Below are 25,837 nucleotides of genomic sequence, written 5' to 3' on the forward strand. Positions count from 1 at the left end.
GCTACGTATTTTGTAGGGATTTTGTGTCGAGCGTGTGAATCAGTGTGAAGGCACGTGAATAACCAGGGCGCAATAAAAAGCCCCGGCTCTTTCGAGTCGGGGCTTTTGCATTTCAAGGGGGCGCTTACATCACTGGATAGTCGATGTAGCCCACCGGGCCCTTGGCATAGAACAGCTCAGGACGCGCTTCGTTCAGCGGCGCATCAGCCTTCAAGCGCGCCGGCAGGTCCGGGTTGGCAATGAACGGCACGCCGAAGGCGACCGCATCGGCCTTGCCGCTGGCCAGCCAGGCGTTGGCGCTGTCCTTGGTGAAACGTTCGTTGACGATGTACGGGCCGCCGAAGGCTTCTTTGAGTTGTGGGCCAAGGCTGTCGCCGGCTTCTTTCTCGCGGGAGCAAATGAACGCGATGCCACGATTGCCCAGTTCGCGAGCGACGTAGGTGAACGTCTCGGCCAGGTTGTCGTCGCCCATGTCATGAAGATCGGCACGTGGTGACAGGTGCACACCGACGCGACCAGCACCCCAGACTTCGATCGCGGCGTCGGTCACTTCCAGTAACAGGCGCGCACGGTTTTCCAGGGAGCCACCGTAGTGGTCGGTGCGCTGGTTGGTGCTGGTTTGCAGGAACTGATCGAGCAGGTAACCGTTGGCACCGTGGATTTCCACGCCGTCAAAACCGGCGGCATTGGCGTTCTCGGCACCTACGCGGTAAGCGTCGATGATGTCGGCGATTTCAGCGGCTTCCAGGGCGCGCGGGGTTGGGAAGTCGGCCAATGGGCGAACCAGGCTGACGTGACCCTTAGGCTGGATGGCACTCGGTGCGACCGGCGCTTCTCCGTTCAGGTACGACTCGTGGGAAACCCGGCCCACGTGCCACAGTTGCAGGAAAATCTTGCCGCCGGCGCCGTGGATCGCTTTGGTCACGTTGGCCCAGCCACGCACCTGATCGTTGGACCAGATGCCCGGGGTGTCCGGGTAGCCGACGCCCATCGGCGTGACCGACGTGGCCTCGCTGAGGATCAGGCCGGCCGAGGCGCGTTGAACGTAGTATTCGGCCATCAGCGCGTTCGGCACACGGCCTTCGTCCGCGCGGCAGCGGGTCAGTGGCGCCATGATGATGCGGTTGGCCAGCTCGATGTCGCCGAGTTTGATTGGATCGAAAATAGTCGTCATTTCAGTACAACCCTCGTGAGGTATCAGTTAGTCGCAGGAGCCAGTTCGGGGTTACCGCTCTGACGGAAAGTAATCAGGGTCACCAGCAGGGCGAGTACCGCCAGTGCTGCTGCCGCGAGAGGCACGCGGGTCAGGCCGAAGCCGTGGGCGATGACGCTGCCGCCGACCCAGGCACCCAAGGCGTTGCCGATGTTGAAAGCGCCGATGTTCAGGGTCGACACCAGGTTCGGCGCAGCCTTGCCGTAGGTCACTACGTTCACTTGCAGGGCGGGTACGGCGGCGAAGCACGCGGTGGCCCAGAGGAACAGGGTGATTTCGGCAGGAATCAGCGCGACGCTGGTCCAGGTCAGCACGGTCGAGATCACGGCCATCGAGATGAAGACGCCAATCAGCGTCGCGGCCATGCCTTTGTCAGCCAGCTTGCCGCCGATGATGTTGCCGACCGTCAGGCCCAGGCCGATGAGCATCAGGGTCCAGGTCACGCCTTTGGGCGAGACGCCGGTGACATCACCGAGCAGCGGGGCGACGTAGGTGAACAGGGTGAATACCGATGCCGCGAACAACGCAGTCATGCTCAAAGACAGCCAGATACCGGCGCCTTTGAGGGCGCGCAATTCGGCGCGCATGTCGAGTTTCTCTTCATCGCGCTTGGCCGGCAGGAAGCGGATCAGCCCGATCAATGCGATCACACCCATCACGGTCACCGCCCAGAAGGTCGAACGCCAGCCGGCTTCCTGACCAAGCGCGGTGCCCAGCGGGACGCCGAGCACGTTGGCCAGGGTCAGGCCGGTGAACATCAAGGCCACGGCCGAAGCGCGCTTGTTCGCCGGAACGAGACCTGCCGCCACCACCGAACCGATGCCGAAGAACGCACCGTGGCAGAGGGCGGTGACCACACGGGCAAACATCAGCACGTTGTAGTCGGTCGCCATTGCACAGAGCAGGTTGCCAATGATGAAGATGCCCATCAACGCTACCAGTGCAGCCTTGCGCGGTAATTTGGCAGTGGCCAGTGCCATGAACGGCGCACCGATGGCCACGCCCAGGGCGTAACCGGTCACCAGCCAGCCAGCGCCGGGAATCGACACACCGAGGTCAGCCGCCACATCGGGCAGCAGGCCCATGATGACGAACTCGGTGGTGCCGATGGCGAAGGCGCTCAAGGCCAGAATGAGGAGCGAGAGGGGCATTGTTTAATTCCTTGTCGGAGCGCTGAGCTCTTTGACGATGGCGTCGAGGAACGCCTGAATCACGTCCTCGTTGCGTTTGAAGAAGTGCCATTGACCGGCTTTCTGGCTGCTGATCAGTCCCGCACGTTGCAAGGTCGCCAAATGGGCGGACACGGTCGACTGCGACAGGCCGCAGCGTTGATCGATCTGTCCGGCGCAAATGCCGTACTCGTGGTTGTGGATCTGTTCCGGGAACTGGGATTTGGGATCTTTCAGCCAGGTGAGGATGTCTCGGCGTACTGGGTGTGCCAGGGCTTTTATTATTTCGTCGAGGTCGATGGTCATGGTTTGGGCTCGTGATGAGTAAAACGTTATATCGCGATGAGGCGAACTTTAAATCGGTACTTCGCGATATACAAATATGATTTTGGTCTGACGACCGTGCAAATCGGTATATCGGGTTATAACGATACGCTGAGTGTAAAGATATAAAGGCGCAGTGCTAAGCTGCGCCCATGAATTATCTCGCACATCTTCACCTCGGTGGCCAGCGCCCCGGTCAATTGCTCGGCAGTCTGTATGGCGATTTCGTCAAGGGACGGCTGCAAGGGCAGTTCGACCCGGAGATCGAAGCGGCCATTCAGCTGCATCGCAGCATCGACGTCTTTACCGACCGCCATCCGTTGGTGGATACCTCGTTGTCGCGGTTTTCCATCACGCGCAGGCGTTACGCGGGGATTGTGCTCGACGTGTTTTTCGACCACTGCCTGGCGCGGGACTGGACGCTTTATTCGAATCAGCCACTGGAGCTGTTCACTTCGGATGTGTACCGGGTGCTGTCGGCCGAGCCGCAACTGCCGGAACGGTTGGCGAGGATCGCACCGCACATGGTGGCGAATGACTGGTTGGGTTCTTATCAGGAGTTTGAAGTGCTGGAGCAGGTATTGCGGGGGATTTCCCGGCGGTTGACCCGGCCTGAGGAACTGGCGGGGGCGATGCAGGAATTGCGGGTGTTGTATGAGCCGTTGAGCGATGATTTTCGGTTGTTCTATCCGCAGCTTCAGGACTTTGCGCAGAACTATCCAACACCCTAAATACCCTTGTGGGAGCGGGCTTGCTCGCGAATGCGGTGTGTCATTCAGCATTGATGCCAGCTGATACACCGCATTCGCGAGCAAGCCCGCTCCCACAGGGATTTGTGTTTCTTCAGGGGATTTATATCAGGCCGCGATCGCGGGCCGCAGCGGTTCCGGTTGCGCCTGCGGAATCGCCCCAAACAACGCCTTCTGCACCGCCTGCTGCGCCTCGAACGCCAGCGCCGCACGCTCACGGCCTTCGCAAGCAATCGGCTTGAGCACTTTGATTTCCACTTCCCCGCGATCATTGGCAAACAAACGCATCAAGTGCGACAGCAAATCATCATCGCCAATGAACGGCGCCAGGGAATCGAGTTCGCCGTCACGCAGATACCGAATCGCCACCGGCTGCAGCTTTACCTCAGAGTCAATCGCCGCCGACAACAAGCGGCCATGAAACGTACGCAACGAACGTCCATTGGTGGTGGTGCCTTCCGGGAACATCAGCAGCGGATGTTCCTGTGCCAGGTGGCGCGTCATCTGTTTGCGAATCAACTGGCTGTCACCCGAGCCGCGACGGATAAACAGGCTACCGGCCTTGGCCGCCAACCAGCCGGCCACCGGCCAGGTGCGCACTTCGGCCTTGGACAGGAACGACATCGGCGTGAGCATGCCCAGCATCGGAATGTCAGTCCATGACACATGATTGCTGACCCACAGCATCGGCTCTTTCGGCAGTTCACCGTGAACCGTCACGCGAAAGGGCAGGGCGTTGCTCAACCGCGCCATGAAAAATCGCGACCAGCGCTGGCGGCGGACCATCGAATGAGCAATCCCCAAGCGCTCGAACAGCCCGAACACACTGGCCATGCTCAAGCCCAGTGCGACCACCACCAGCACTCGCGCAATCCGCGCGTACACCCGCAACCGGCTCATCAGACCGCCGCCTTGAAGTGCTTGGCATAACGCGGGCAGAGCTCGTCGCGCTTGAGCAGGATAAACACGTCGGCGACCTGGAAGTCTTCGTCCCAGCACGGCTCGCCGCAGATCTTCGCGCCAAGACGCATATAGGCCTTGAGCAGCGGCGGCATTTCGGCGATCACGTTGGACGGGATGTCCAAAACCGGCAGCGGTTTCTTCGGCTCGGCCCGCAGGTGTTCGGTGCACAGGTAGCGTTCACGCAGGCGCTGCATGATTGCGTGGGCCTGAATCCCGCCGTCCTGCATCGGAATGCTCGCGCACCCCATCAAATAGCTGTAACCGCCCTGATTCAACACTTCGGCCAGTTCACCCCAGAGCACCGCGATGGTGCCACCGTTGCGATAAGCCGGGTCGACGCAGGTGCGACCGATTTCCAGGATCGGGCCCTTCAGCTGCACTAGGCCATGCAGGCTGAATTCTTCTTCACTGTAGAACTTGCCCAGGCTGCTGGCGGCCGTGTGGTCGAGCAAGCGAGTGGTCGCCACCAGCCGCCCGGTGTTCAAATCACGCACGCCGATGTGGGCGCAGTGAACATCATAGTCGTCCATGTCCAGACCCAGTTCCGCGCCTTTGAGCTTGGCGTTGAATTCGCCACTGAAGACGTTGAAGCGCAAGGCCTGGGCTTCCTGCAATGCCTCGGCGCCCACCAGGCGTTCGGCTTGCAGGCGGCGTTCATTGCCGGTGTCGCTGATGCGGGCGATCTGAGTCATTGGGAATCTCCGTGCGGGCTGTTCACCCGTCTTGGGTTGCAGCCGATCGACTTTCTTTATGCAGCCGTGTTGTGCAAAGTCAGGCTATGTAGCCCCGGTGTCATCGCCATGAAGCTTTGGTGATGCTTATATGACAGCCCTCAAGGAGCCTCTTATGCCCTGGCAAAATCTGTTGAATCGCCGCGATCGCCTGCCCGCCAACCCAGACCTGGCGGAGGGTTTCGCGACCTTGTTGCACACGTTGGGCACGGTCACGCCATTCGAATTGGCGGTGGTCGGCGGGCGGCTGATGGCGACGCCGGGACTGGCGTTTCTGGTGGGGTATCAGGCGGCGTTGCGCATGCTCTGGCCGAGCGCGCCGCTGAGCCTCGGTGCGTTGTGTGCCACCGAACAGCGCAGCCTGCGGGTGGCGGACATGCAGACTCGCCTGAGCGATTTACGCGTGAGCGGGCGCAAGGATTTCGTCACCGCTGGCGATGCGGCCGACTGGCTGCTGATCGCCGCTCGCAGTGAGGCGCCCGGCGAAAGTCCGCGCCTGAGTCTGGCAGTGGTCTATCCCGATGAACCGGGCGTGCGCCTGGAAAAACTCCCGGCGATCCCGCTGATGCCGGACATCAGTCACGGTCGGTTGTTTCTGGACAACGCCCAGTGCGAATTACTGGCGGGGGATGGCTGGGATGCCTACGTCAAACCGTTCCGCACGCTGGAAGACATTTATGTATTGAGCGCGATGACGGCGTGGCTGTACGGAGTGGGTCAGGACAGTGACTGGCCGCAGAATTTGCAATTGCGTTTGCTGGCGCTGCTGGCCGGGTGCGCGGAAGTCAGCCGGCAAGCGCCGAATAATCTGGCCGGGCATGTCGTGTTGGGGGGATTGTTTGCGCAGTTCGACGGGCTCAAGGCGGAGATCAATCAGGCACTGGCCGATGGCCCGCCACACTGGGCGGCGATGTGGCAGCGGGATCAGGCGGTGATGGATTTGGCGGCGGGGGCCAGAGGTAAGCGATTGGCCAAGGCATTGGCGGGATTGTCGTAAGGCTGAAGGGCCTCTTCGCGGGCAAGTCGGATCGCCGCCCGCTCGCTCCTACAGGTTCAGCGCAAAATCTGTAGGAGCGAGGCTTGCCCGCGAAGGCGGCCTGACAGGCAACACAAATTCCAAAACTGTCATCAACCTCGACTAGGCTCTGCAGGTTCATCCCTCCGAGCCCCCGCCATGTTCAAAGGCTTGTCCCTGATTTTGATGCTGCTGCTCAGCCTTCCGGCCCACGCCGAAAACTGGCCCGCCGAGCAATGGTCGACGGGGCCGAAATTCACCGGCCCAGCACTTCAGGCCCTGGAGACTTACACCTTCCCACCCCGCGACGACGCTACCCGACAAGGCATCCGCACCGATGCCTTGCTGGTGATCCGTGACGGTCAGTTAATCTACGAACGCTACGCCGGCCCGACCACGGTCGACACACCGCACCTGACCTGGTCCATCAGCAAAAGCCTGATGGCCACGGTCCTCGGTGTCGCCTACGGCGAAGGCCTGTTCAAGCTCCAGGACCCGGCGCTGAAGTTTTATCCGCCGCTGAAAAAACACCCGGCGATCACCCTGGCCGACCTGTTGCACTGGGCTTCAGGCCTGGACTGGCAGGAAGACTACGAATACGCCCCGTTGAAGTCCTCGGTGGTGGCCATGCTCTACACCCGAGGTCATCACGACATGGCGGCGTTCACCGCCGACCACGACGAATACGCCAGGCCCGGTCTGGCCTTTCGCTATTCCAGCGGTGACAGCAACCTGCTGTCTGCGGCGCTGAAAAACATCGTCGGCCCGGCACGTTATCCGGACTATCCATGGACGGCGCTGTTCGAGCCGTTAGGGATTCGCCACGCCGTCTGGGAAACCGATGCCACCGGCACCTTCGTCGCTTCCTCTTATGCCTACCTCACCGCCCGGGACTTGGCGCGAGTCGGTCTGCTGATGGCGCGTGACGGTCGCTGGGGTGATCGACAACTGCTGCCCAAAGACTGGGTCGCCTTCAACCGCGAACCCTTCACTCACTATCAAGCCAATCAGGACGATGCGGTTCCCGGCGGTCATTGGTGGCTCAACCGCGCGGTGGACGACTCCACCCGACCCTGGCCCGATGCGCCCGCCGATACCTTTGCCGCACTGGGCCATTGGGGCCAGGCGATGTACGTGATTCCCAGCGAAAACCTGGTGATCGTGCGCTACGGCGATGATCGCGACGAGCGCTACCAGCACAACGAATTGCTCAAGCTCGCGCTCAAGGCCTTTGCCGGGAAGGTGCAGCCATGAACCGCCGCCATTTTGTGCGTCTCCGACCCTTCAGCACGCTGTTGCTGGTTTTGCTGGTCGCCTTGCTCGGCTGGATCTGGCAGGAGCGGGTGGCGCTGTGGGCGTTCCCGGACATCATCAGCGCCTACACCGCCAAGGAGTATTGCTCGTGCCGGTACGTGATGAACAACCAGGCCGAGTTCTGCCACAGCTATGTGAAACAGTGGTTGCCCACCAGCGGCTTTACCGATGACCCCGCCAGCAAGCGCGTGACCGTCAGCGGCATGGGCCGCAGCAACAGCGCCCAATGGATCGGCGAACGCCAAGGCTGCCGCCTGACTCCCTGAACACCACTTTCCTTGTAGCAGCAGGCTTCGCCAGCTGCTACAAGTATGCAATTGGCTCACGGGCGGGTAAGGTTCATGCACGTTTATTTTCAGCACGAGTCTTTATGCTCAAGCGGTCCCTCTCCAAAACCCTCGCCTTCCTGCTGCTGGCCGGTGCTTCGTTATCGGCCCAGGCCAATTGGTACCTAGACGGCGAGTCCTCGCGGCTGTCGTTCATCAGCACCAAGAACGCCAACATCTCCGAAGTGCAGCGTTTCCTGGTGTTGCACGGCAAGGTCAGTCCCAAAGGCCTGGCCGAGGTGGAAGTCGAGATGGACTCGGTTAACAGCGGTATCCCGTTGCGTGACGAACGCATGCGCAAGGAGCTGTTCGAGATCCAGACCTTTCCCGAAGCACGGATCACCGCGCAGATCGATCTGCGCCCGATCAACGACCTTGCGCCCGGGGCTCAACTGGAGTTGCGCTTGCCGCTGACCGTCAACCTTCACGGAAAAACCCACGAATACAATGCCGAGCTGCTGGCGACCCGTCTCGATGACCGACGCTTCCAAGTGGTGACCCTCGAGCCACTTATCATCAATGCTGTAGACTTCGATCTGGCACCGGGGCTGGAAAGTTTGCGCAAGGTCGCCGGTTTGTCGGCCATCAGTCTGTCGGTGCCGGTGAGTGCGGTACTGATTTTCACGGCGCGCTGACATGGCCGGTGCAATCTTCCCCTGGCGTGCAGGCAACCACTTCGAACTGCTGATCGACGGTCCGCAGTTCTTCCCCCGCATGTTGGTCGCGATTGCCCGGGCCGAAGAACAGGTCGAGCTGGAGCTGTACCTGGTGGAAGCGGGGGCCTGCGCCGAGGCCATGGTGCAAGCGCTGGTGCAAGCAGCCGAACGCGGCGTGCGCGTGCGCTGCCTGTTCGATGATTACGGCAGCCTCGCGTTCACCCTGACCTTGCGTCAGCGTCTGATGGCCGCGGGTGTGGAGCTGCGTTTCTATAATCGCCTGAGCTGGCGGCGCTGGGTGGGTAACTTTTACCGCGATCACCGCAAGCTGTTGCTGGTGGATCAGACCCTGGCCGTGGTCGGCGGCACGGGCGTCACGGATGAGTTCTGGACACCGGGCGAAGACACCAGCGAATGGCACGAGGTGATGGTGGAAATCACCGGCCCCTTGGTCGTCGACTGGCAGCTGCTGTTCGACCGTCAATGGATCGCCAACCGCCATCGCCGCGCCTGGAAACCCGCGTCGCACTTCGGCCTGCCGCGTCTGCCACGTGTGCCGTCCACGGGCGAGGGCATGGGCCGGGTGGCTTATGCCGACGCCCGCCAGCACCGCGACATCCTGCAATCGCTAATTCGTGCGCTGAACAGCGGTCAGCGGCGGATCTGGCTGGCCACGCCGTATTTTCTGCCGACCTGGAAAGTCCGCCGCTCGTTGCGCAGGGCCGCCAGCCGAGGCGTCGACGTGCGCCTGCTGCTGACCGGGCCGCGCACCGATCACCCGTCTGTGCGCTACGCCGGGCATCGCTACTACCCGCGATTGCTCAAGGCCGGGGTGCAGATCTTCGAATACCAGCCGTGCTTCCTGCACCTGAAAATGGTGCTGATCGATGACTGGGTGAGCATCGGCTCGTGCAATTTCGATCACTGGAACCTGCGTTTCAATCTGGAAGCCAATCTTGAAGCGCTGGACCCGGGGCTGACGGGGGCAGTGGTGGCGAGTTTCGAGAAGGACTTTGCGCAGAGCCTGGAGGTCAGCCTGGAGGCATGGCAACGCCGGCCGTTGTGGCGGCGGGTCAAGCAAAGGATTTGGGGGTGGGTGGATCGGTTGGTGGTGAACCTGCTGGATCGACGGGGTTGAACCCAATCTTCGCAACAGCCTAAAACCACTGTGGGAGCGGGCTTGCTCGCGAAAGCGATCTGACATTCAGCATCTTTGTTGAATGTTAAGCCGTCTTCGCGAGCAAGCCCGCTCCCACATTTGTTTTGCGGTGTGTCAGGGGTTACAGCAACTCAAAGCTCTGCTGCGTCACGTCCTGGGAATCCAGGCCGATCTCTACATTGAACTTGCCCGGTTCTGCAGCGTACTTGAGCTGGGCGTTGAAGAACTTCAGGTCGTCCTCGGTGATGGTGAAGCGCACAACTTTCTGTTGACCGGCCTTGAGCATGATTTTCTGGAAGTTCTTCAGTTCCTTGACCGGACGGATCATCGAGCCGGTCACGTCCTGAATGTACAACTGCACCACGGTTTCGCCGTCACGCTTGCCGGTGTTCTTCACCATCACGCTGGCGTCGAGCTTGCCGGTCTTGTTCAGCGTGGTCGACGACAACGCCATGTCGCTCAGGCTGAAATCGGTGTAGCTCAGGCCGAAACCAAACGGGAACAGGGGACCTGTGGTGTCATCGAAATACTGCGAGGTGTAGTTGCCCGGTTTGCCCGGCGTGAACGGCCGGCCAATGCTCAGGTGGTTGTAATAGGTCGGAATCTGCCCCACCGAACGCGGGAAGGTGATCGGCAGTTTGCCCGACGGGTTGTAGTCGCCGAACAGCACGTCGGCGATAGCGTTGCCGCCTTCGGTGCCGCTGAACCAGGTTTCCAGAATCGCGTCAGCCTGTTCCTTCTCTTCGAGAATCGACAGCGGCCGGCCGTTCATCAACACCAGCACCAGCGGTTTGCCGGTGGCTTTCAGCGCCTTGATCAAGTCGCGCTGGTTGGCCGGGATGTTCAGGTCGGTACGGCTCGAGGATTCATGGGACATGCCACGGGACTCGCCGACCGCTGCGACGACGACATCAGCGTCCTTGGCGGCTTTCACCGCTTCGTCGATCAGCACTTGGGCCGAACGCGGATCGTCCACCACTTCCGGCGCATCGAAGTTGAGGAAGTTCAGGTAATCGAGGGCTTTCTTGTCACTGGTGATGTTGGCGCCACGGGCGTAGATCAGCGTCGATTGCGCGCCCAGTGCGTTGGTCATGCCGTCGAACAGCGTCACCGATTGCGCAGGGCGACCGTTGGCGGCCCAACTGCCCATCATGTCGATCGGTGCCTTGGCCAATGGACCGACCAAGACGATTCTCGCAGTTTTCTTCAGCGGCAAGGTTTCGCCCTGATTCTTCAGCAACACCATGCTGCGGCGCGCAACGTCACGAGCCTCGACACGGTGCAGGCGGCTGTCGGCGTTAGTGTCGACCGGATCATCTTCAGCCTTGCCGATGCGCAGGTACGGGTCCTTGAACAGGCCCATGTCGTACTTGGCGTCGAGCACCGCACGCACGGCGTTGTCGATGTCGCTCTGCTGGATCTCACCGGCCTTCAGCAGCCCTGGCAGTTCTTTGCCGTAGAGCGTGTCGTTCATGCTCATGTGGATGCCGGCCTTGATCGCCAGCTTCGCGGCTTCGCGGCCATCGCGAGCAACACCGTGCTTGATCAGCTCGAAAATCGCCCCGTGGTCGCTGACGGCCAGACCTTTGAAGCCCCATTGCTTGCGCAGCAGGTCGTTCATCAGCCAGGTGTCGGCGGTGGCCGGCACGCCGTTGATCGAGTTCAGCGCGACCATTACCCCGCCAGCACCGGCGTCGATAGCCGCACGGTACGGTGGCAGGTAGTCCTGGAACATCTTGACCGGGCTCATGTCTACGACGTTGTAGTCGCGACCGCCCTCGACCGCGCCGTACAGGGCAAAGTGCTTGACGCTGGCCATGATGCTGTCGGCGGCGTTTGCGCCGGTGCCCTGGAACGCCTTGACCATCACGCCGGCGATACGCGACACGAGATAGGTGTCTTCGCCGAAGCCTTCGGAAGTCCGGCCCCAACGCGGGTCGCGGGAGATGTCGACCATCGGCGCGAAGGTGATGTCGAGGCCGTCCGACGCGGCTTCCTTGGCGGCGATGCGCCCGGACAGGCCGATGGCGTCCATGTCCCAGCTCGAGGCCAGGGCAATCGGGATCGGGAAAATCGTGCGGTGACCGTGGATCACGTCATAGGCGAAGAACATCGGGATCTTCAACCGGCTGCGCATGGCCGCGTCCTGCATCGGACGGTTTTCCGGGCGCGTGATCGAGTTGAACGTGCCGCCGATGTTGCCGGCGGCGATTTCCTTGCGGATCATCTCCCGAGGCATTTCCGGACCGATGCTGATCAGGCGCAACTGGCCGATCTTTTCATCGAGGGTCATCTGCTTCATCAGGTCAGTGATGAAAGCGTCCTTGTTCTCCAGAGGTGCGGGCGTCGTGGCGGCCAATACGGTATGACTGGCCAGGCTGACGAGCAGGCCCAGCAAACACAGCTTCTTCATGAATGGTTTTCTCTAAAGCCTAAACGGCAGTGAATACGCCGGTCAGCCAAAATTTAGGGAGCGACTATTGTTGTTCAGGTAAATGCAGCACACTTCTGCAGTGTTTTTAGCGCTGGGGCATCTTTTAGCCCATTGGCTCGATGCAATCCAGTGGCGGCGGCAGATTATGCCCCAAGAGACCGGTCAGAAGGTCGCTGGTTGTTTTTCAACGGAATGTGCAAGGGAGCGTCAACCAGATGAATGTACGACACCACTATCGGTCGAGCCTGCAGGTTGCAGCCTTGATGTTGCTCACCACGCTGCTGGCCGGCTGCGGCATCAACAACATTCCGGCCCTCGACGAACAGGCCAAGGCCGCCTGGGGTCAGGTGCAGAACCAGTACCAGCGCCGCGCCGACCTGATCCCCAACCTGGTGGAAACCGTCAAGGGCTACGCCAAACATGAAGAAGAAACCCTGACCGCGGTGATCGAAGCCCGGGCCAAGGCCACTTCGATTCAGGTGGACGCCAGCACGCTCGACAATCCAGAAAAGCTCAAGCAGTTCCAGCAGGCGCAGGATCAGCTGACCGGTGCCTTGAGCCGTTTGATGGTGGTGTCCGAGCGTTACCCGGACCTCAAGGCCAACCAGAATTTCCTCGCGTTGCAATCGCAACTCGAAGGCACCGAGAACCGCATCGCCGTGGCGCGTCGCGACTTTATCCTCGCGGTGCAGAAGTACAACACCGAAATCCGCACCTTCCCGGGTCGCCTGTGGCACACCGTGATGTACAGCGATCTGCCGATCCGCGAAACCTTCGAGGCCACCAGCCCCAGCGCCGAAAAAGCGCCTGAAGTAAAGTTCCAGTAAGCACCGGGACGGGTTCGAAGCATCACCACGGATGAGGTTGCCAATGCGCGTGTTGAAAGTGGGCCTGGTGCTGTTGCTGTGGGTGTTTACCCTGGCGGCCCAGGCCGAGTTGAAGTTTCCGCAACTGACCGGGCGGGTGGTCGATAACGCCCAGATGATCGAGCCGTCGGTGCGCGAGCAGCTGACGCAACAACTCCAGGCCCATGAAAAAGCCACCGGAGAGCAATTGGTCGTGGTGACGGTGCCGGACCTGCAGGGCACCGACATTGCAGACTTCGGTAATCAACTGGGACGCTACTGGGGCATCGGCCAGAAGGACAAAAACACTGGCGCGTTGCTGATCGTCGCGCGCGATGATCGTAAATTGCGCATCGAAGTCGGTTATGGCCTGGAAGATCGCCTGACCGATGCGCAGAGTTCGGTGATCATCAATCAGGTGATCACGCCGGCGTTCAAGACCGGCAATTTCAGCAAAGGCATCAGCGACGGGGTTGCCGCGATGCTGGTGGTGTTGGGCGGCAGTCCGCTGGATGAGCCGTCGACGGTCTATGAGCCGCGCGGTGATGAGGGTGACGATTTCCTGTCCCGCTATCCGGGCGTGTTCGTGTTTCTGGTGGTGCTGTTCATCCTGACGATTTTCGTCTGCCAGATGCTCGGGATTCTGCCCAGCGGTGGTGGCGGTGGCCGAGGCAGTTCAGGTGGCGGTTTCGGCGGTGGAGGTTTTGGCGGCGGCGGTGGAGGCGGGGGCTTCAGCGGTGGTGGCGGCAGTTTCGGGGGCGGCGGTTCGTCGGGCGGCTGGTGATAACAATAATGAGCGAGCACTGTTAAACATGGCATTACTGACTGAACACGAACAACGCAAAGTCGCCGAGGCGATTGCCCGGGTCGAGCGCGACACCGACGCCGAACTGGTGACCGTGCTCGCGGCCCGCGCCGATGACTATGCGTACATCCCGCTGCTGTGGGCCAGCCTGCTGGCGCTGGTGGTGCCGGGGGTCGTGCATTACCTGACAGGCTGGTTGACCATGCACAGCCTGCTGCTGGTGCAATGGATCAGTTTCATCGTGTTGTGCCTGGTGTTCCGGATTCCGAAAATCACCACACGCCTGATCCCGCGCTCGGTGCGTCATTGGCGCGCCTCGAACCTGGCGCGTCGGCAGTTCCTGGAGCAAAACCTGCACCACACCGTGGGCAGCACCGGCATGCTGATATTTGTCTGCGAAGCTGAGCGGTATGTGGAGATTTTGGTCGATGAAGGGATTTCGAAGCGCCTGGACAACAAAAACTGGGACGCGATTGTTGCGGCGTTCACTCAACAGGTGAAGCAAGGGCAGACGTTGCAGGGGTTTGTGACGTGTGTTGAGGCGTGCGGCGAGTTGCTCAAGGTGCATGTGCCGGTGACGCATGTGAGGAATGAGTTGCCGAATCGGTTGGTGGTGTTGGGGTGAGGGATGGTTTTCAAACCGTTCGGTAAATAACCGCGTGTCCCAAACCCCCATCCCCCCTAAAATACCCGCCATTCCCCGCCCGAGGCCGTTATTCCCATGTCTGTCACCGCCACTCCCGCCACTCCCGCCAGCCTCGCGCCGGATCATCACGCCCAGTTCATCGACCTGCTGCAATCCAGCCTCGACGACAGCGCCTTCATCAAACTGGTGCTGGCCAAGTACGTCGGCACCGAAGCGGATTTGCAGCGGCTGATCATCAAGCAGCTGACGGTCAAGGATCAGCCCTGCCTGTCCTTCGTCTACCGCTACAAGACCCGCGATATCACCAAGAACCTGCCGCTGGCCGAGGGCGTGGCGACCATCGCCGCGCTGTTGCCGGCATCATTCAAAAATGCGCATTTATTGTCGCTGACGGATGAAGCCCAGCTCGAATACAGCAAAAAGGGCAAGTCTTCGCTGTTCAAGAGCAAACCTCAGCAATTGCGTGAAGTGCCGTCCGCCGAGCACAACCGCGAGAAAAACCGTTTTCTTGACTTGAGCCGGCCGTTTCTCGCCGACCTGGGTGTGACGAACAGCAAGCACGAGCTGATCCCGGCGATGTCGCGCAAGTGGAAGCAGATCAACAAGTTCATCGAAGTCTTCAGCCATGCGCTGACCACCTCGCCCCTGGCGTTGGACAAGCCGGTGCAGGTGGCGGATTTCGGGTCGGGCAAGGGTTACCTGACCTTCGCGATCCACGACTACCTGCGCAACACCTTGAAGGCCGAAGGCGTAGTGACCGGCGTCGAGTTGCGCGAAGAAATGGTCAACCTGTGCAATGCCGCCGCCGCCAAGCTTGAACATCCGGGGCTGGTGTTCAAGTGCGGTGATGTACGCAGCGTAGCGCCGAGCGAGCTGGACGTGATGATCGCGCTGCACGCCTGCGACATCGCCACCGACTATGCGATTCACACCGGCATTCGCTCCGGCGCCTCGATCATCATGTGCTCGCCGTGCTGCCACAAGCAGATCCGCCTGCAGATCCAGAGCCCGGCGCTGCTCAAGCCGATGCTGCAATACGGTCTGCATCTGGGCCAGCAAGCGGAAATGGTCACCGACAGTTTGCGTGCGTTGTTCCTTGAGGCTTGCGGTTACGAGACCAAGGTCTTCGAGTTCATCTCACTGGACCACACCAACAAGAACAAGATGATCCTGGCGGTCAAACGCGCCGAGCCGGTGGACCCGGCCCAGCTGTTGGTGAAGATTCAGGAGCTGAAGGATTTCTACCAGATCACCGAGCATTGCCTCGAAACCTTGCTGCGCTCTGACGGCTACCTCTAATCCGAGGGAACCTGATGGCCGCCGCTAACCTGTAGGAGCCAGGCTTGCCGGCGAAGGCGATAGTGCTGACGCCTTCGCCGGTAAGCCTGGCTCCTACAGGTTATGCGGTGGCAATGCGTGCGGGTTTGATGGCGGTCTTGCGTCCGAGCATCACGGTCACAATCACCCCGGCAGCAAACAGCCAGGTGATCGGTTCGATGTGTTCACCAAAGAACAACGCCGAGAAGGCGATGGTGAAGAAAATCTGCAACAGCTGGATCTGACTGACCCTGGCAATGCCGCCCATCGCCAACCCGGCGTACCAGGCAAAGAACCCGATGAACTGCGAAAACAGCGAAACGTAACCAAACGCCCACCAGGTCTTGGCCGAAATCTCGCCCTGATGTTGCAACGCCAAGTACACCACCGGCCCGATCAGCAGTGGCGTCGACAACACCAGCGCCCAGCAGATCACCTGCCAACCGCCCATCTCCTTGGCCAATCGGCCGCCCTCGGCATAACCCAGACCGCCCACGGCAATCGCCCCGAGCATCAGCCAATCACCGGCCTGAATGCTGCCGGCCCCGCTGATCAGCGCATAACCCAGCACCAGCGCACTGCCCAACGCGGCGCAGGCCCAGAAGGCTTTTGACGGTCGCTCATGGGAAAGCCACGCGGCGTACAGCGCGACGCACAGCGGCTGCAAACCGTTGACCAGCGCCCCGTGGGAGGCCGGCAAGGTTTGCATCGCCCAGGCCGACAACACCGGGAAACCAAGGATCACGCCCGCGATCACCAGCGTCAGGCCTTTGACCTGTTTCCAGGTCGGCCATTTTTCCCGGCGCCACAGCAACAGCATCGCCGCCGGAACCGCCGCGAACAACGCCCGACCCAGGCCGTTGAGCAGCGGATGGAGTTCCTGCACGACGATCCGTGTGAAGGGCAGGGTGAGGCTGAAGATCACAACGCCCAGCAGGCCGAGGGCCATGCCGGTGTTTTCGCGCGAGGACATGATGGGGGACCAGAGTCGAAGATGGCGGTAAGAGTCCTCATCTAGCCATAAACTCGGGGTCTGCTGCTGTTACAGCTAGGCGCAGAGTTATGCGTACAGTTTGCGGACGCCATCGCGAGCAGGCTCGCTCCTACATTGAAATGCGTTTCCCTGTGGGAGTGAGCCGGCTCCGGGCGGCGATCCGACGATGAACGATAACTCGGTAATAGCTGGTTATTACCCGACCCGCTGGATAAGGACTACCTTGAATACTCCTACGTATTTCCCAGAGGAGTCCTCCCCATGGCTGCCAAGAAAATTCTGATGCTGGTCGGCGATTACGTCGAAGACTACGAAGTGATGGTGCCTTTCCAGGCGCTGCTGATGGTCGGCCACACGGTGCATGCCGTTTGCCCGGACAAATCCGCCGGCCAGACCGTGCGCACGGCGATCCACGACTTCGAAGGCGACCAGACCTACAGTGAAAAACCCGGCCACCTGTTCGCCCTGAACTTCGATTTCGCCAAAGTCGCCGAAGCCGACTACGCCGCGCTGCTGATCCCGGGCGGTCGTGCGCCGGAATACCTGCGCCTGAACGAAAAAGTCCTGGAACTGGTGCGCGCATTCGACAAGGCCGGCAAGCCGATCGCCGCCGTGTGTCACGGTGCGCAATTGCTGGCGGCAGCGGGGGTTCTCGAAGGTCGCGAGTGCAGCGCTTACCCTGCGTGTGCTCCGGAAGTGCGCCTGGCGGGCGGTACGTTCATCGATATCCCGGTGACGGAAGGCCACGTACAAGGCAATCTGGCCACTGCGCCCGCCTGGCCGGCGCACCCGAGCTGGCTCGCCGGATTCCTCGGGTTGCTGGGCACCAAAATCACACTGTAACGAGGGACTTTTGATGTGCGAGCTCTACGTCAAAGCCGATCCGATTCTCTACGAATCGCGCTCCCGCTCGCTACGCATCTGCGGGGTGGTCACCACCCTGCGGCTGGAAAATCAGTTCTGGGACATTCTCAGCGAAATCGCCGAGGTCGACGGCATGACCACCAACCAGTTGATCGCCAAGTTGTATGAAGAGGTGATGGACTACCGCGGCGAGGTGGTGAATTTCGCCTCGTTTTTGCGGGTCAGTTGTACGCGGTATTTGAGTCAGCGGCGGGGGCAGGCGCCGGAGTTGTCGGTGGTGCGCGCGGTGGTGAAATAGCGTCGACCGTGTCGACTCCTTCGCGGGCAAGCCCGCTCCCACAGGGATCACGCTGAACCTGTGGGAGCGGCGGTGCGACGATTCGACTTGCCCGCGATGGGGCCCTGACAGGCGACAGATATCACAGGCTGGTCTTTACTCTGAAGCGCAAACCTCTCAATTGCCAAGGAGAAAGAGCATGTCCGGATGGTACGAAGTCAGCAAAAGCAGCAATGGTCAGTTCAAGTTTGTACTGAAGGCCGCGAACGCCGAAACCATTCTGACCAGCGAGCTGTACACCACTCGCGGCGCTGCCGACAAAGGCATCGCGTCGGTTCAGACCAACAGCCCGCTGGATGAACGCTACGAAAAGAAAACCACCAAGGATGGCCATCCTTACTTCAACCTCAAGGCCGGCAACCACGAGATCATTGGCAGCAGCGAGGCTTACGCGTCCGCTGGCGCGATGGATAAAGGCATCGCCAGCGTCAAGGTCAATGGGCCGACTACCGTGATCAAGGACAAGACTTTGCCGGTGCTCTGAGCACACCTTTAAACCCAATACAAATCCATTGTGGGAGCTAGCCTGCTAGCGATGGCTGCTTAACATTCGACGAAGATGTTGAACGTCAGGCCGCTATCGCTAGCAGGCTAGCTCCCACATTGGTTTTTTGTGAACTTCGAGATCAGCGCAATGCTTTCAACAAGGTTTGTAGCTGATCAACTCCAGCCTCACCGAGTGGAGACACCGGCAACCGCGGATCACCAACCTCCAGCCCGGTCGCACGCAAGCCCGCCTTGATCGTCGACGGCAAGCCGCCCTTGAGGATGAAGTCCAGCAGCGGCAACTGGCGATAGAACAGTTCACGCGCCTTGCCCAGGTCGTTGGCCAATACCGCTTCATACAAATCGAGATTGAGCTGCGGGATCAGGTTCGGCGCCGCCGTGCACCAGCCTTTCGCACCGGCGGCAAAGGCTTCCAGCGCCAACGGATTGCAACCGTTGTAGAACGGCACCTGACCTTCGCCCAGCAGTTGCAGTGTGTGCATGCGCTGGATGTCACCCGTGCTCTCCTTGACCATGGTCACGTTGTCCACGGCATTGACGATCCGCAGGATCAGGTCCACCGACATGTCGGTGCCGCTGGTGGCCGGGTTGTTGTAGAGCATGATCGGCACGCCGATGCTGTCGCCGATGGCACTGTAGTGGGCGAGGATTTCCGCTTCGCTGAGTTTCCAGTAGGACGTCGGCAGCACCATCACCACATCAGCCCCGTGGGCTTCGGCGAAACGTGCGCGGCGCACGGCTTTGGCGGTGGTCAGGTCGGACACGCTGACGATGGTCGGCACACGTTTGGCCACATGCTTGATGCTGAATTCGCTGACCTGATCCCACTCCGCGTCGCTCAAGTAAGCGCCTTCGCCGGTGCTGCCCAGCGGCGCGATGGCGTGGACGCCGCCGTCGATCAAACGGTCGATGGAACGCCCGAGCGCGTCGAGATCAACGCTTTCGCCATTGGCGGTGAACGGGGTGATGGTGTAGCCGATGATGCCGTGAATGGTTGGGGTCGACATGCTGTCTCTCCTTTAGAAAATGAGTGGGTTCAGTTCAGGCTATCGGCGTGTTGACGCAGGTTCTGCCGAGCGTAGTAGTTGAACGCAGCGCCGTGGCGCTTGGGTTTCGAAATCCAGTCATGAGCTTCGCGCCCCAGCTCCGGCAGGATTGGTTTGATGGTCCCGACACTCATCGCCAGCAGTTGCAGCTTCGCGGCGCGCTCGATCAATTGAGCGATGACACAGGCCTCTTCGATGGTCGTGCCGGTGGACAACTGGCCGTGGTGCGAAAGCAGAATCGCGCGTTTGTCGCCCAGTGCGCCGGCGATCAGTTCGCCTTCTTCGTTACCCACCGGCACACCCGGCCAGCCTTCGAGAAACGCGCAATCGTCGTAGAGCGGGCAGAGGTCCATGTGGGAAATCTGCAGCGGCACTTCGAGCATCGACAGCGCCGCGACGTGGGTCGGGTGGGTGTGAATGATGCAGTTCACGTCAGGCCGGGCGCGGTATACCCAGCTGTGAAAACGGTTGGCCGGGTTGGGCATGCCGTGGCCTTCGAGCACTTCCAGGTCTTCGTTGACCAGCAACAGATTGCTCGCGGTGATCTCGTCGAAACCCAGGCCCAATTGTTGAGTGTAATAGGTGCCAGGCTGAGGGCCACGGGCGGTGATTTGCCCGGCCAGGCCGGAGTCGTGACCATTCTCGAACAGAATCCGGCAGGTCAGGGCCAGCTTTTGCCGGTCGGTCCACGTATTATCCGCCAGGGTGTTTTGCATCTGGGTCAACGCGTGCTTGACCAGTTGCTCTTTGGGTAGTGCTAAGGTCTTGGCCATATCGGTGTCCTTGGGTGGTTTCATGCAAATGACACTAAAGAGGCTATATGACACTTTGTGTCATTGGCAAGGACAAATCGTCGCCTCCTTGATGGATTAATCGTTCTTCATGTCTATCCGTTTGAAATTATTGAGAAAAAAACTTGGCGTGACCCTTGAAGCCTTGGCTGAAAAATCCGGCATGACCAAGAGCTACCTGTCAAAAGTCGAGCGTGGGCTGAATACCCCGTCGATCGCGGCTGCCCTGAAACTGGCCAAGGCGCTTAACGTGAAGGTCGAGGAGTTGTTCTCCGAAGACAACATCAGCCTCGACAGCTACAGCCTTGTGCGCAGCGACGAACGCCAGTCCCTGGCGGCCAACGATGAAAGCCCCGGCTACGCGGTGCTGGCTCATCAGGTCAGCGAGCGCAGTCTGCTGCCGTTCATGATTTATCCGCCGAACGAATTCGCCGACAAAACCTTTAAGGAACATCTGGGGGAAGAGTTTCTGTTCGTGCACGAAGGGCAGGTGGAAGTGGACTTCATGAACGAGCGCGTGCTGCTCAATCGCGGGGACGCGCTGCACTTCAATGCGCAGAAGCCGCACCGGATTCGCTCAGTGGGGGAGGTTCAGGCGCAGTTGCTGGTGGTGGTGCATAGCGCCTAAGAATAGGTTGACTGGACTGGCCCCTTCGCGAGCAAGCCCGCTCCCACATTGAATCTGCGGTGTGCACAAATCAAATGTGGGAGCGGGCTTGCTCGCGAAGGGGCAAGCCCAGTCGCAGTTAAACCTCGACCGGCACCGTGAGCTTCGGACTACCCAGCGCATGCGTCTTGGAATCAAAAAACCGCAACTCCGACCCCGTCCCCTCAAACACCTTCGCGTAATGCCGCTTCTGATGCTGGATAAACGCCTTGCTGCGCGGGTAAATCGAGATCGCCACCACCTTGGGTTTCGCCTGGCGCAACGCATGGATGATGTGGCTGTCCTGCTCGCCCAGGGCATGACCAAACAGGCACAACCCATCACCATGGCTCAATAACTGGTCGTAGCAAAACGATAAATAGTCCGAGCTGCGAATGGTCTTGAGCTTGTCCGCGCTCGGCCCTTCATTCACAAACAGCGGCACGTCATCCAGCGTCTTGATCGTATTGTTGATCGCAAAACTGCCCAGCAACGTGCCCTCGGTCGACATCAGTTTGCGTGCTGTGCCGTCCTGATTGCGCACCAGGTGCAAGCCACCGTGCAGATACAACAATCGGGTTTTATCAGTCGCCGTGGCGCTCAAATCAAAACCCGGTTCTGCACCCTGGAACAAGTCGGTGATCGCATCCGGCTGATGCTGAATCGCCCAATAATTCAGCAAGTCGTAATTGGTGGTGAACACCGTCCGATAACTGCCCAGTTCCTGACTGATGGTCGCCAGGGTCGCAGGCACCACCAGTCGCCACGGAATGTGGACCGCGTGAACCGTGTTGATCAGCGCTTCCTTGATCGCGTAGTAACGATTGCGCGGCGCGGCGGAGCTGACGGCGAGGGCCTTGTTGACTCGGCTGGTGGTTTTCAGCGCGCTCAGCACCTGTTCGAAACTGCGGGTTTGCATGGCGTCGAACACGCTCAGTTCGGACTGGCTCAGGGGCTTTTCTTCAACGGTGCGGGCGTTTTCGAACAGCGAGTCGTAACCGAAGTCGTCCCACACCGCGCGGCTCGCACCGTTGCCTACCAGCAAGCCACTGAACGAGGCGGTGGCGCGCAAGGCGTTCCAGTCTTCAAGTTGGGCATCAACATCCTGGAAATCGGTCATTGCGGTTCAAAGTCTCAAAGCAAAGGGTCTGATGGGCGGCGACTTTATCACGACCGGGACTTGAGCCAGATCAAGTTACTGCGTAACCGATAGGTCGATCCTGTGGGTACCCGCTGGATCGGCGCTGCCGATTCGGCCCAGTCAGGAGAATCACTCATGAGCAGCACGTTTTTCATTCCCGCCGTGAACATCATGGGCAACGATTGCCTGGACGAAGCCATGGACGCCATTGGCAAGTACGGCTTTCGCAAGGCACTGATCGTCACTGACGCCGGGCTGGCCAAGGCCGGCGTGGCGAAGATGATTGCCGAGAAACTGGCGATGCGGGACATCGACTCGGTAATCTTCGACGGCGCCAAACCGAACCCGAGCATTGCCAACGTCGAGCGCGGCCTGGGCCTGCTCAAGGAAAGTCTCTGCGACTTCGTGGTGTCGCTCGGTGGCGGCTCGCCCCATGACTGCGCCAAGGGCATCGCGTTGTGTGCGACCAACGGCGGGCAGATCCGCGACTACGAAGGCGTCGATCAGTCCACCCAGCCGCAGCTACCGCTGATCGCGATCAACACCACCGCCGGCACGGCCAGCGAGATGACCCGTTTTTGCATCATCACCGACGAATCGCGCCACGTAAAAATGGCCATTGTCGACCGCAACGTCACGCCGCTGCTGTCGGTCAACGACCCGGCGCTGATGGTCGCCATGCCCAAGGGCCTGACCGCCGCTACTGGCATGGACGCACTGACCCACGCCATCGAAGCCTACGTGTCCACCGCAGCCAACCCGATCACCGATGCCTGCGCACTGAAGGCGATCACGCTGATCAGCAACAACCTGCGCCTGACCGTGCGTGACGGCAGCGATATCGCTGCACGGGAAAACATGGCCTACGCGCAGTTCCTCGCCGGCATGGCGTTCAACAACGCATCCCTGGGTTATGTCCACGCCATGGCTCACCAGTTGGGCGGGTTCTACGACCTCCCTCATGGTGTGTGCAACGCGGTGTTGCTGCCCCACGTACAAAGTTTCAATGCGCTGGTTTGCGCCTCGCGCCTGACGGATGTGGCCCACGCGATGGGCGCCGATACCCGTGGTGTCAGCCCGGAAGAGGGGGCTCAGGCAGCCATCGTCGCGATCCGCAGCTTGTCCAGAGACGTGGAGATTCCTGCCGGGTTGCGTGAGCTCGGCGCCAAGCTCAACGACATCCCGACGTTGGCCATCAATGCGCTGAAAGACGCCTGCGGCCTGACCAATCCGCGGGTGGCGGATCAACGCCAGATCGAGGAGATTTTCCGCAACGCGTTCTAATCGGTTTGACGACCACGCGCGAGCATCACGCAGAGCATCGCGCCCAAGGCCAGCAAGGTGCAAAACAGGGACAGTGGCCACGCCTGCTGGCTTGCGATCAGGCTGGCAATCGCGCCGATGATGGCGGCCATCAGTTGGTGAATGAAACCACTCAGCGCCATCGCGTAAGCCCCGCCGACCGGTGAGCCGTCATTGGCCAGGGACAGGCTGATCGGGTAGTTCAAAGACTGCCCGAACACCGCAAAGCAGTACGGCAACCAGAACAGCAGCGCAATGGATGTTCCCGCGAGACTGCCCAGCAACATCACCGCGCTGCCGGCCAGCACCAGCCCCACGCCCGCCGTCATCAGCCGGCGTTGACCGGTGCGCAGCACGAAGGCATTGACCCCCAATGCGCCCAGAAAATAGGCCGCGCTGATCGGCCAGCCCAACAGGCCGTATTCCACGGCCGACCAGTTGAAGGGGCCTTGCAGAATCAGCGGCGCTGCGGTGTTGAACGCGATGATCACTCCATAACCGAGGCCGCCGGCGAGGGCGGGTAGCAGGAAGGCCCGATCACGCAGAATGCGCCAGTAACTGGGCCAGGCGGACGACAGAACATTGTCCTCAGCCAGCACCGGAAACCTGACGCGCGCCACGATCATCGCCATCAGCAGGCTCACGCCACCCAACAGATAGAAAATCGCCGGCCAGCCCAGCGCCACCTGAATGATCGACCCCAGGTACTGGCCGATGCCCAGCGCCACCACAAAGGAAATCGATAGCCAGGACAGCGCCTTGGCCAGCAGGTCACCACGGAAGCTGTCGCGGATAAGTACCCGCGCCATCACCGAAATTCCGCTGGCGCCAATCCCCTGAATCAGCCGCCACAACAGGAACGATTCAAGCGTCTGGCCCAAGGGCAGGGCCAGGTTACCCAACCCGTAGATCCCGAGAGCGGCGAGCAACACAGGCTTGCGGCCAATGCGCTGACCCAGGCTGCCCCAGAACAACATCGGCAGCGCCATGCCGATCAGGTACACCGCCAACCCCCAGGACACCTGCGAGGCATCGGCAGACAGATCCCGGGCAATGTCCGGAAGCGCCGGCAGATAAATGCTCATGCCCAGTTGGGCAAGAAACACCGTGCTGCAAGTAACGAGGAGGGTGGTGCTGCTCTTCATTGAGTCTTCCTTAAGTTTCAGAAACCGACGTCCCTGGCGTGGGTGCGTAAAGCTACATCAAGTCACGCGACTTTTTCAGCGGTCTGTCAGTCGTGATCGGTCAGCGAGATGATTTTTCGATAGCAGCTGACTTTACTGCGTGCGGCGCGGGCATTAAATCGGCGGTTTCCGTTACGGTTGAGTGGCACAAGAGATTTATGCGTAGGGCGATGGCGTGTGATGCTGTGGGCCAAAACCGGGCTATTCTGCCGACTCAGCCGAACTGAAGTCATCGAGCCCTCCATGCTGCAAAAAAGCCTGATCCGCCGCCTCGACCTGATCACCCTCCAGCTGTTTGTCGCCGTCCACGAAGAAGGCACCCTGACCCGTGCCGCAACCCGCGAAGCGATTGCGGTGTCGGCGGCCAGCAAGCGGCTGATGGAGTTGGAGGAGGCGCTGGGCATCAGCCTGTTCGTGCGCCAGGCCAAAGGCATGACCCTGACGCCGGCTGGCGAAACCCTGCTGCACCATGCCCGGCAGATGTTGTTCAACGTCGAGAAAATGGGGCTGGAACTGGGCGAGCACAGCCACGGGATACGTGGCTATGTGAGGATGCTCGCGAACTTGTCGGCGATCATTCAGTTTTTGCCCGAAGACCTGCGCGACTTTTCCGAGCGTCATCCCCAGGTCAAGACCGACCTTGAAGAACGTCCCAGCAGTGGGGTGATTCAGGGCGTGCTGGACGGTGTGGCGGACCTTGGGATCTGTTCCAGTGACAGTGACGTCAAAGGACTGCACAGCGTGTTTTATCGACAGGACAAACTGGTGGTGTTGATGCTGCCCGATCATCCGTTGGCGAGTCGTTCCAGCCTGGCCTTCGCCGATACGCTGGACAGCGATTACGTGGGTTTGCATTCCGCCAGTTCGATCAACATGCGCACCCACGCGGCTGCGCGCAAGGCGGGCAAGGTGCTGCGGTTGCGGATTCATGTGCCGGGTTTTGATGCGATGTGCTGCATGGTTCAGGCCAACATGGGCATCGGCATCCTGCGGCAAAAGGCCTATGAACTGTTTGGCCGGGCGTTGGGTTTGCTGGCGGTGCCGTTGACGGATGACTGGTCGGATCGGGCGCTCATTCTGGTCGTGCGTGATGAAGCGGCGTTGTCGCCGGTGAGCCGGATGTTGTTTGAGCAGTTGCGTGGGCAGGCCTGAAAGATCTCGATGGGATGTGCTGGCCTCTTCGCGGGCAAGTCGGATCGCCGCCCGCTCGCTCCTACAGGGATCACGCACAACCTGTAGATACTCTGTTCACGGTCAAGCTTTCGCGAGATGTTTTTCGCTAAAAAGCTTGGCCGTATTAAATTCTTCTCCAGAACGCATGCATGCCCATAACCCGGTCAGGTATTTACGCATCACTGC

General features: G+C 60.4%; 27 protein-coding genes. 16 read left to right on the plus strand and 11 right to left on the minus strand.

Annotated elements, in window-relative coordinates; translation table 11 throughout:
- Positions 1-124: 124 nt before the first annotated feature.
- Genes EYC95_RS04635 through EYC95_RS04645 form a run of 3 tightly spaced genes read right to left on the minus strand, consistent with a single transcriptional unit; the run spans position 125 to position 2,688 of the window.
- The gene (locus EYC95_RS04635) at positions 125-1,174 is read right to left on the minus strand and encodes an alkene reductase (RefSeq protein ID WP_131059311.1); all 1,050 of its coding nucleotides are present in this window, start codon (positions 1,172-1,174) and stop codon (positions 125-127) included.
- Between the two features lie 23 nt (positions 1,175-1,197).
- Positions 1,198-2,364 (minus strand): MFS transporter, encoded by a 1,167-nt coding sequence (locus tag EYC95_RS04640; RefSeq protein ID WP_131059312.1) that lies wholly within the window; start codon positions 2,362-2,364, stop codon positions 1,198-1,200.
- Between the two features lie 3 nt (positions 2,365-2,367).
- Positions 2,368-2,688 (minus strand): helix-turn-helix transcriptional regulator, encoded by a 321-nt coding sequence (locus EYC95_RS04645; protein ID WP_131059313.1) that lies wholly within the window; start codon positions 2,686-2,688, stop codon positions 2,368-2,370.
- 170 nt (positions 2,689-2,858) lie between these two features.
- On the opposite strand from EYC95_RS04645, the gene EYC95_RS04650 reads away from it, so the two are divergent.
- The gene (locus EYC95_RS04650) at positions 2,859-3,437 is read left to right on the plus strand and encodes an ACP phosphodiesterase (RefSeq protein ID WP_131059314.1); all 579 of its coding nucleotides are present in this window, start codon (positions 2,859-2,861) and stop codon (positions 3,435-3,437) included.
- Positions 3,438-3,563: 126 nt separating this feature from the next.
- On the opposite strand, the gene EYC95_RS04655 is transcribed toward EYC95_RS04650, so the two are convergent.
- Positions 3,564-4,355 (minus strand): lysophospholipid acyltransferase family protein, encoded by a 792-nt coding sequence (locus tag EYC95_RS04655; protein WP_131059315.1) that lies wholly within the window; start codon positions 4,353-4,355, stop codon positions 3,564-3,566.
- Positions 4,355-5,110, minus strand: a complete 756-nt coding sequence (olsB, locus tag EYC95_RS04660) for an L-ornithine N(alpha)-acyltransferase (protein ID WP_131059316.1) — start codon at positions 5,108-5,110, stop codon at positions 4,355-4,357. The genes EYC95_RS04655 and olsB overlap by 1 nt, the downstream gene beginning before the upstream one ends.
- A gap of 154 nt (positions 5,111-5,264) precedes the next feature.
- On the opposite strand from olsB, the gene EYC95_RS04665 reads away from it, so the two are divergent.
- The 5 genes from EYC95_RS04665 to EYC95_RS04685 all read left to right on the plus strand — a co-directional run bounded on the left by EYC95_RS04665 (position 5,265) and on the right by EYC95_RS04685 (position 9,598).
- A complete protein-coding gene (locus EYC95_RS04665) occupies positions 5,265-6,146 on the plus strand; it encodes an acyl-CoA dehydrogenase family protein (RefSeq protein ID WP_131059317.1) in 882 nt (293 codons plus the stop codon).
- Between the two features lie 177 nt (positions 6,147-6,323).
- Positions 6,324-7,418 (plus strand): serine hydrolase, encoded by a 1,095-nt coding sequence (locus tag EYC95_RS04670; protein WP_131059318.1) that lies wholly within the window; start codon positions 6,324-6,326, stop codon positions 7,416-7,418.
- On the plus strand, positions 7,415-7,744 hold the full coding sequence (locus EYC95_RS04675; RefSeq protein WP_131059319.1) for an amidase: 330 nt from the start codon (positions 7,415-7,417) through the stop codon (positions 7,742-7,744). The genes EYC95_RS04670 and EYC95_RS04675 overlap by 4 nt, the downstream gene beginning before the upstream one ends.
- Positions 7,745-7,848: 104 nt before the next feature.
- A complete protein-coding gene (locus EYC95_RS04680; RefSeq protein WP_131059320.1) occupies positions 7,849-8,439 on the plus strand; it encodes a YceI family protein in 591 nt (196 codons plus the stop codon).
- Position 8,440: 1 nt separating this feature from the next.
- Complete coding sequence (locus EYC95_RS04685) at positions 8,441-9,598, plus strand: phosphatidylserine/phosphatidylglycerophosphate/cardiolipin synthase family protein (RefSeq protein WP_131059321.1); 1,158 nt, start codon at positions 8,441-8,443, stop codon at positions 9,596-9,598.
- Between the two features lie 142 nt (positions 9,599-9,740).
- On the opposite strand, the gene bglX is transcribed toward EYC95_RS04685, so the two are convergent.
- Positions 9,741-12,032 (minus strand): beta-glucosidase BglX, encoded by a 2,292-nt coding sequence (bglX, locus tag EYC95_RS04690; RefSeq protein ID WP_131059322.1) that lies wholly within the window; start codon positions 12,030-12,032, stop codon positions 9,741-9,743.
- Positions 12,033-12,268: 236 nt separating this feature from the next.
- Between bglX and EYC95_RS04695 the strand changes: the two genes are divergently transcribed.
- The 4 genes from EYC95_RS04695 to EYC95_RS04710 all read left to right on the plus strand — a co-directional run bounded on the left by EYC95_RS04695 (position 12,269) and on the right by EYC95_RS04710 (position 15,648).
- Positions 12,269-12,880 (plus strand): LemA family protein, encoded by a 612-nt coding sequence (locus EYC95_RS04695; RefSeq protein WP_131059323.1) that lies wholly within the window; start codon positions 12,269-12,271, stop codon positions 12,878-12,880.
- A 43-nt stretch (positions 12,881-12,923) separates the two neighbouring features.
- Positions 12,924-13,682 (plus strand): YgcG family protein, encoded by a 759-nt coding sequence (locus EYC95_RS04700; protein ID WP_131059324.1) that lies wholly within the window; start codon positions 12,924-12,926, stop codon positions 13,680-13,682.
- A gap of 28 nt (positions 13,683-13,710) precedes the next feature.
- Complete coding sequence (locus tag EYC95_RS04705; RefSeq protein ID WP_131059325.1) at positions 13,711-14,328, plus strand: TPM domain-containing protein; 618 nt, start codon at positions 13,711-13,713, stop codon at positions 14,326-14,328.
- A 96-nt stretch (positions 14,329-14,424) separates the two neighbouring features.
- Entirely contained in the window at positions 14,425-15,648 is a 1,224-nt protein-coding gene (locus tag EYC95_RS04710; RefSeq protein WP_131059326.1) for an SAM-dependent methyltransferase, read from the plus strand.
- 100 nt (positions 15,649-15,748) lie between these two features.
- On the opposite strand, the gene EYC95_RS04715 is transcribed toward EYC95_RS04710, so the two are convergent.
- Complete coding sequence (locus EYC95_RS04715; protein ID WP_131059327.1) at positions 15,749-16,639, minus strand: DMT family transporter; 891 nt, start codon at positions 16,637-16,639, stop codon at positions 15,749-15,751.
- A gap of 282 nt (positions 16,640-16,921) precedes the next feature.
- Here EYC95_RS04715 and EYC95_RS04720 point away from each other — a divergent pair, with 282 nt between their 5' ends.
- The 3 genes from EYC95_RS04720 to EYC95_RS04730 all read left to right on the plus strand — a co-directional run bounded on the left by EYC95_RS04720 (position 16,922) and on the right by EYC95_RS04730 (position 18,345).
- Entirely contained in the window at positions 16,922-17,503 is a 582-nt protein-coding gene (locus EYC95_RS04720; RefSeq protein ID WP_131059328.1) for a DJ-1/PfpI family protein, read from the plus strand.
- A 13-nt stretch (positions 17,504-17,516) separates the two neighbouring features.
- A complete protein-coding gene (locus EYC95_RS04725) occupies positions 17,517-17,822 on the plus strand; it encodes a ribbon-helix-helix domain-containing protein (RefSeq protein WP_131059329.1) in 306 nt (101 codons plus the stop codon).
- A 178-nt stretch (positions 17,823-18,000) separates the two neighbouring features.
- A complete protein-coding gene (locus EYC95_RS04730) occupies positions 18,001-18,345 on the plus strand; it encodes a YegP family protein (RefSeq protein ID WP_131059330.1) in 345 nt (114 codons plus the stop codon).
- 142 nt (positions 18,346-18,487) lie between these two features.
- Here the strand turns inward: EYC95_RS04730 and EYC95_RS04735 are convergent, their stop codons facing one another.
- The gene (locus tag EYC95_RS04735; protein WP_131059331.1) at positions 18,488-19,375 is read right to left on the minus strand and encodes a dihydrodipicolinate synthase family protein; all 888 of its coding nucleotides are present in this window, start codon (positions 19,373-19,375) and stop codon (positions 18,488-18,490) included.
- A 29-nt stretch (positions 19,376-19,404) separates the two neighbouring features.
- Entirely contained in the window at positions 19,405-20,187 is a 783-nt protein-coding gene (locus EYC95_RS04740; protein ID WP_131059332.1) for an aldolase, read from the minus strand.
- 109 nt (positions 20,188-20,296) lie between these two features.
- On the opposite strand from EYC95_RS04740, the gene EYC95_RS04745 reads away from it, so the two are divergent.
- Complete coding sequence (locus EYC95_RS04745; RefSeq protein WP_131059333.1) at positions 20,297-20,833, plus strand: helix-turn-helix domain-containing protein; 537 nt, start codon at positions 20,297-20,299, stop codon at positions 20,831-20,833.
- 118 nt (positions 20,834-20,951) lie between these two features.
- Here the strand turns inward: EYC95_RS04745 and EYC95_RS04755 are convergent, their stop codons facing one another.
- Positions 20,952-21,971, minus strand: a complete 1,020-nt coding sequence (locus tag EYC95_RS04755) for a DUF4917 family protein (RefSeq protein ID WP_131059335.1) — start codon at positions 21,969-21,971, stop codon at positions 20,952-20,954.
- A gap of 156 nt (positions 21,972-22,127) precedes the next feature.
- On the opposite strand from EYC95_RS04755, the gene yiaY reads away from it, so the two are divergent.
- A complete protein-coding gene (yiaY, locus tag EYC95_RS04760; RefSeq protein ID WP_131059336.1) occupies positions 22,128-23,276 on the plus strand; it encodes an L-threonine dehydrogenase in 1,149 nt (382 codons plus the stop codon).
- Here the strand turns inward: yiaY and EYC95_RS04765 are convergent.
- A complete protein-coding gene (locus tag EYC95_RS04765; protein ID WP_131059337.1) occupies positions 23,273-24,439 on the minus strand; it encodes a multidrug effflux MFS transporter in 1,167 nt (388 codons plus the stop codon). The two genes, yiaY and EYC95_RS04765, sit on opposite strands and share 4 nt — an antisense overlap.
- 282 nt (positions 24,440-24,721) lie before the next feature.
- Between EYC95_RS04765 and EYC95_RS04770 the strand changes: the two genes are divergently transcribed.
- Positions 24,722-25,630 carry a LysR substrate-binding domain-containing protein gene (locus EYC95_RS04770; RefSeq protein WP_131059338.1) on the plus strand — a complete coding sequence of 303 codons (909 nt, stop codon included), beginning with the start codon at positions 24,722-24,724 and terminating at the stop codon, positions 25,628-25,630.
- The last annotated feature ends 207 nt before the right edge of the window (positions 25,631-25,837 follow it).

Origin of the sequence: Pseudomonas sp. BGI-2 (assembly GCF_004310295.1) — a bacterium.
In the GTDB taxonomy this organism is placed as follows: Bacteria; Pseudomonadota; Gammaproteobacteria; order Pseudomonadales; family Pseudomonadaceae; genus Aquipseudomonas.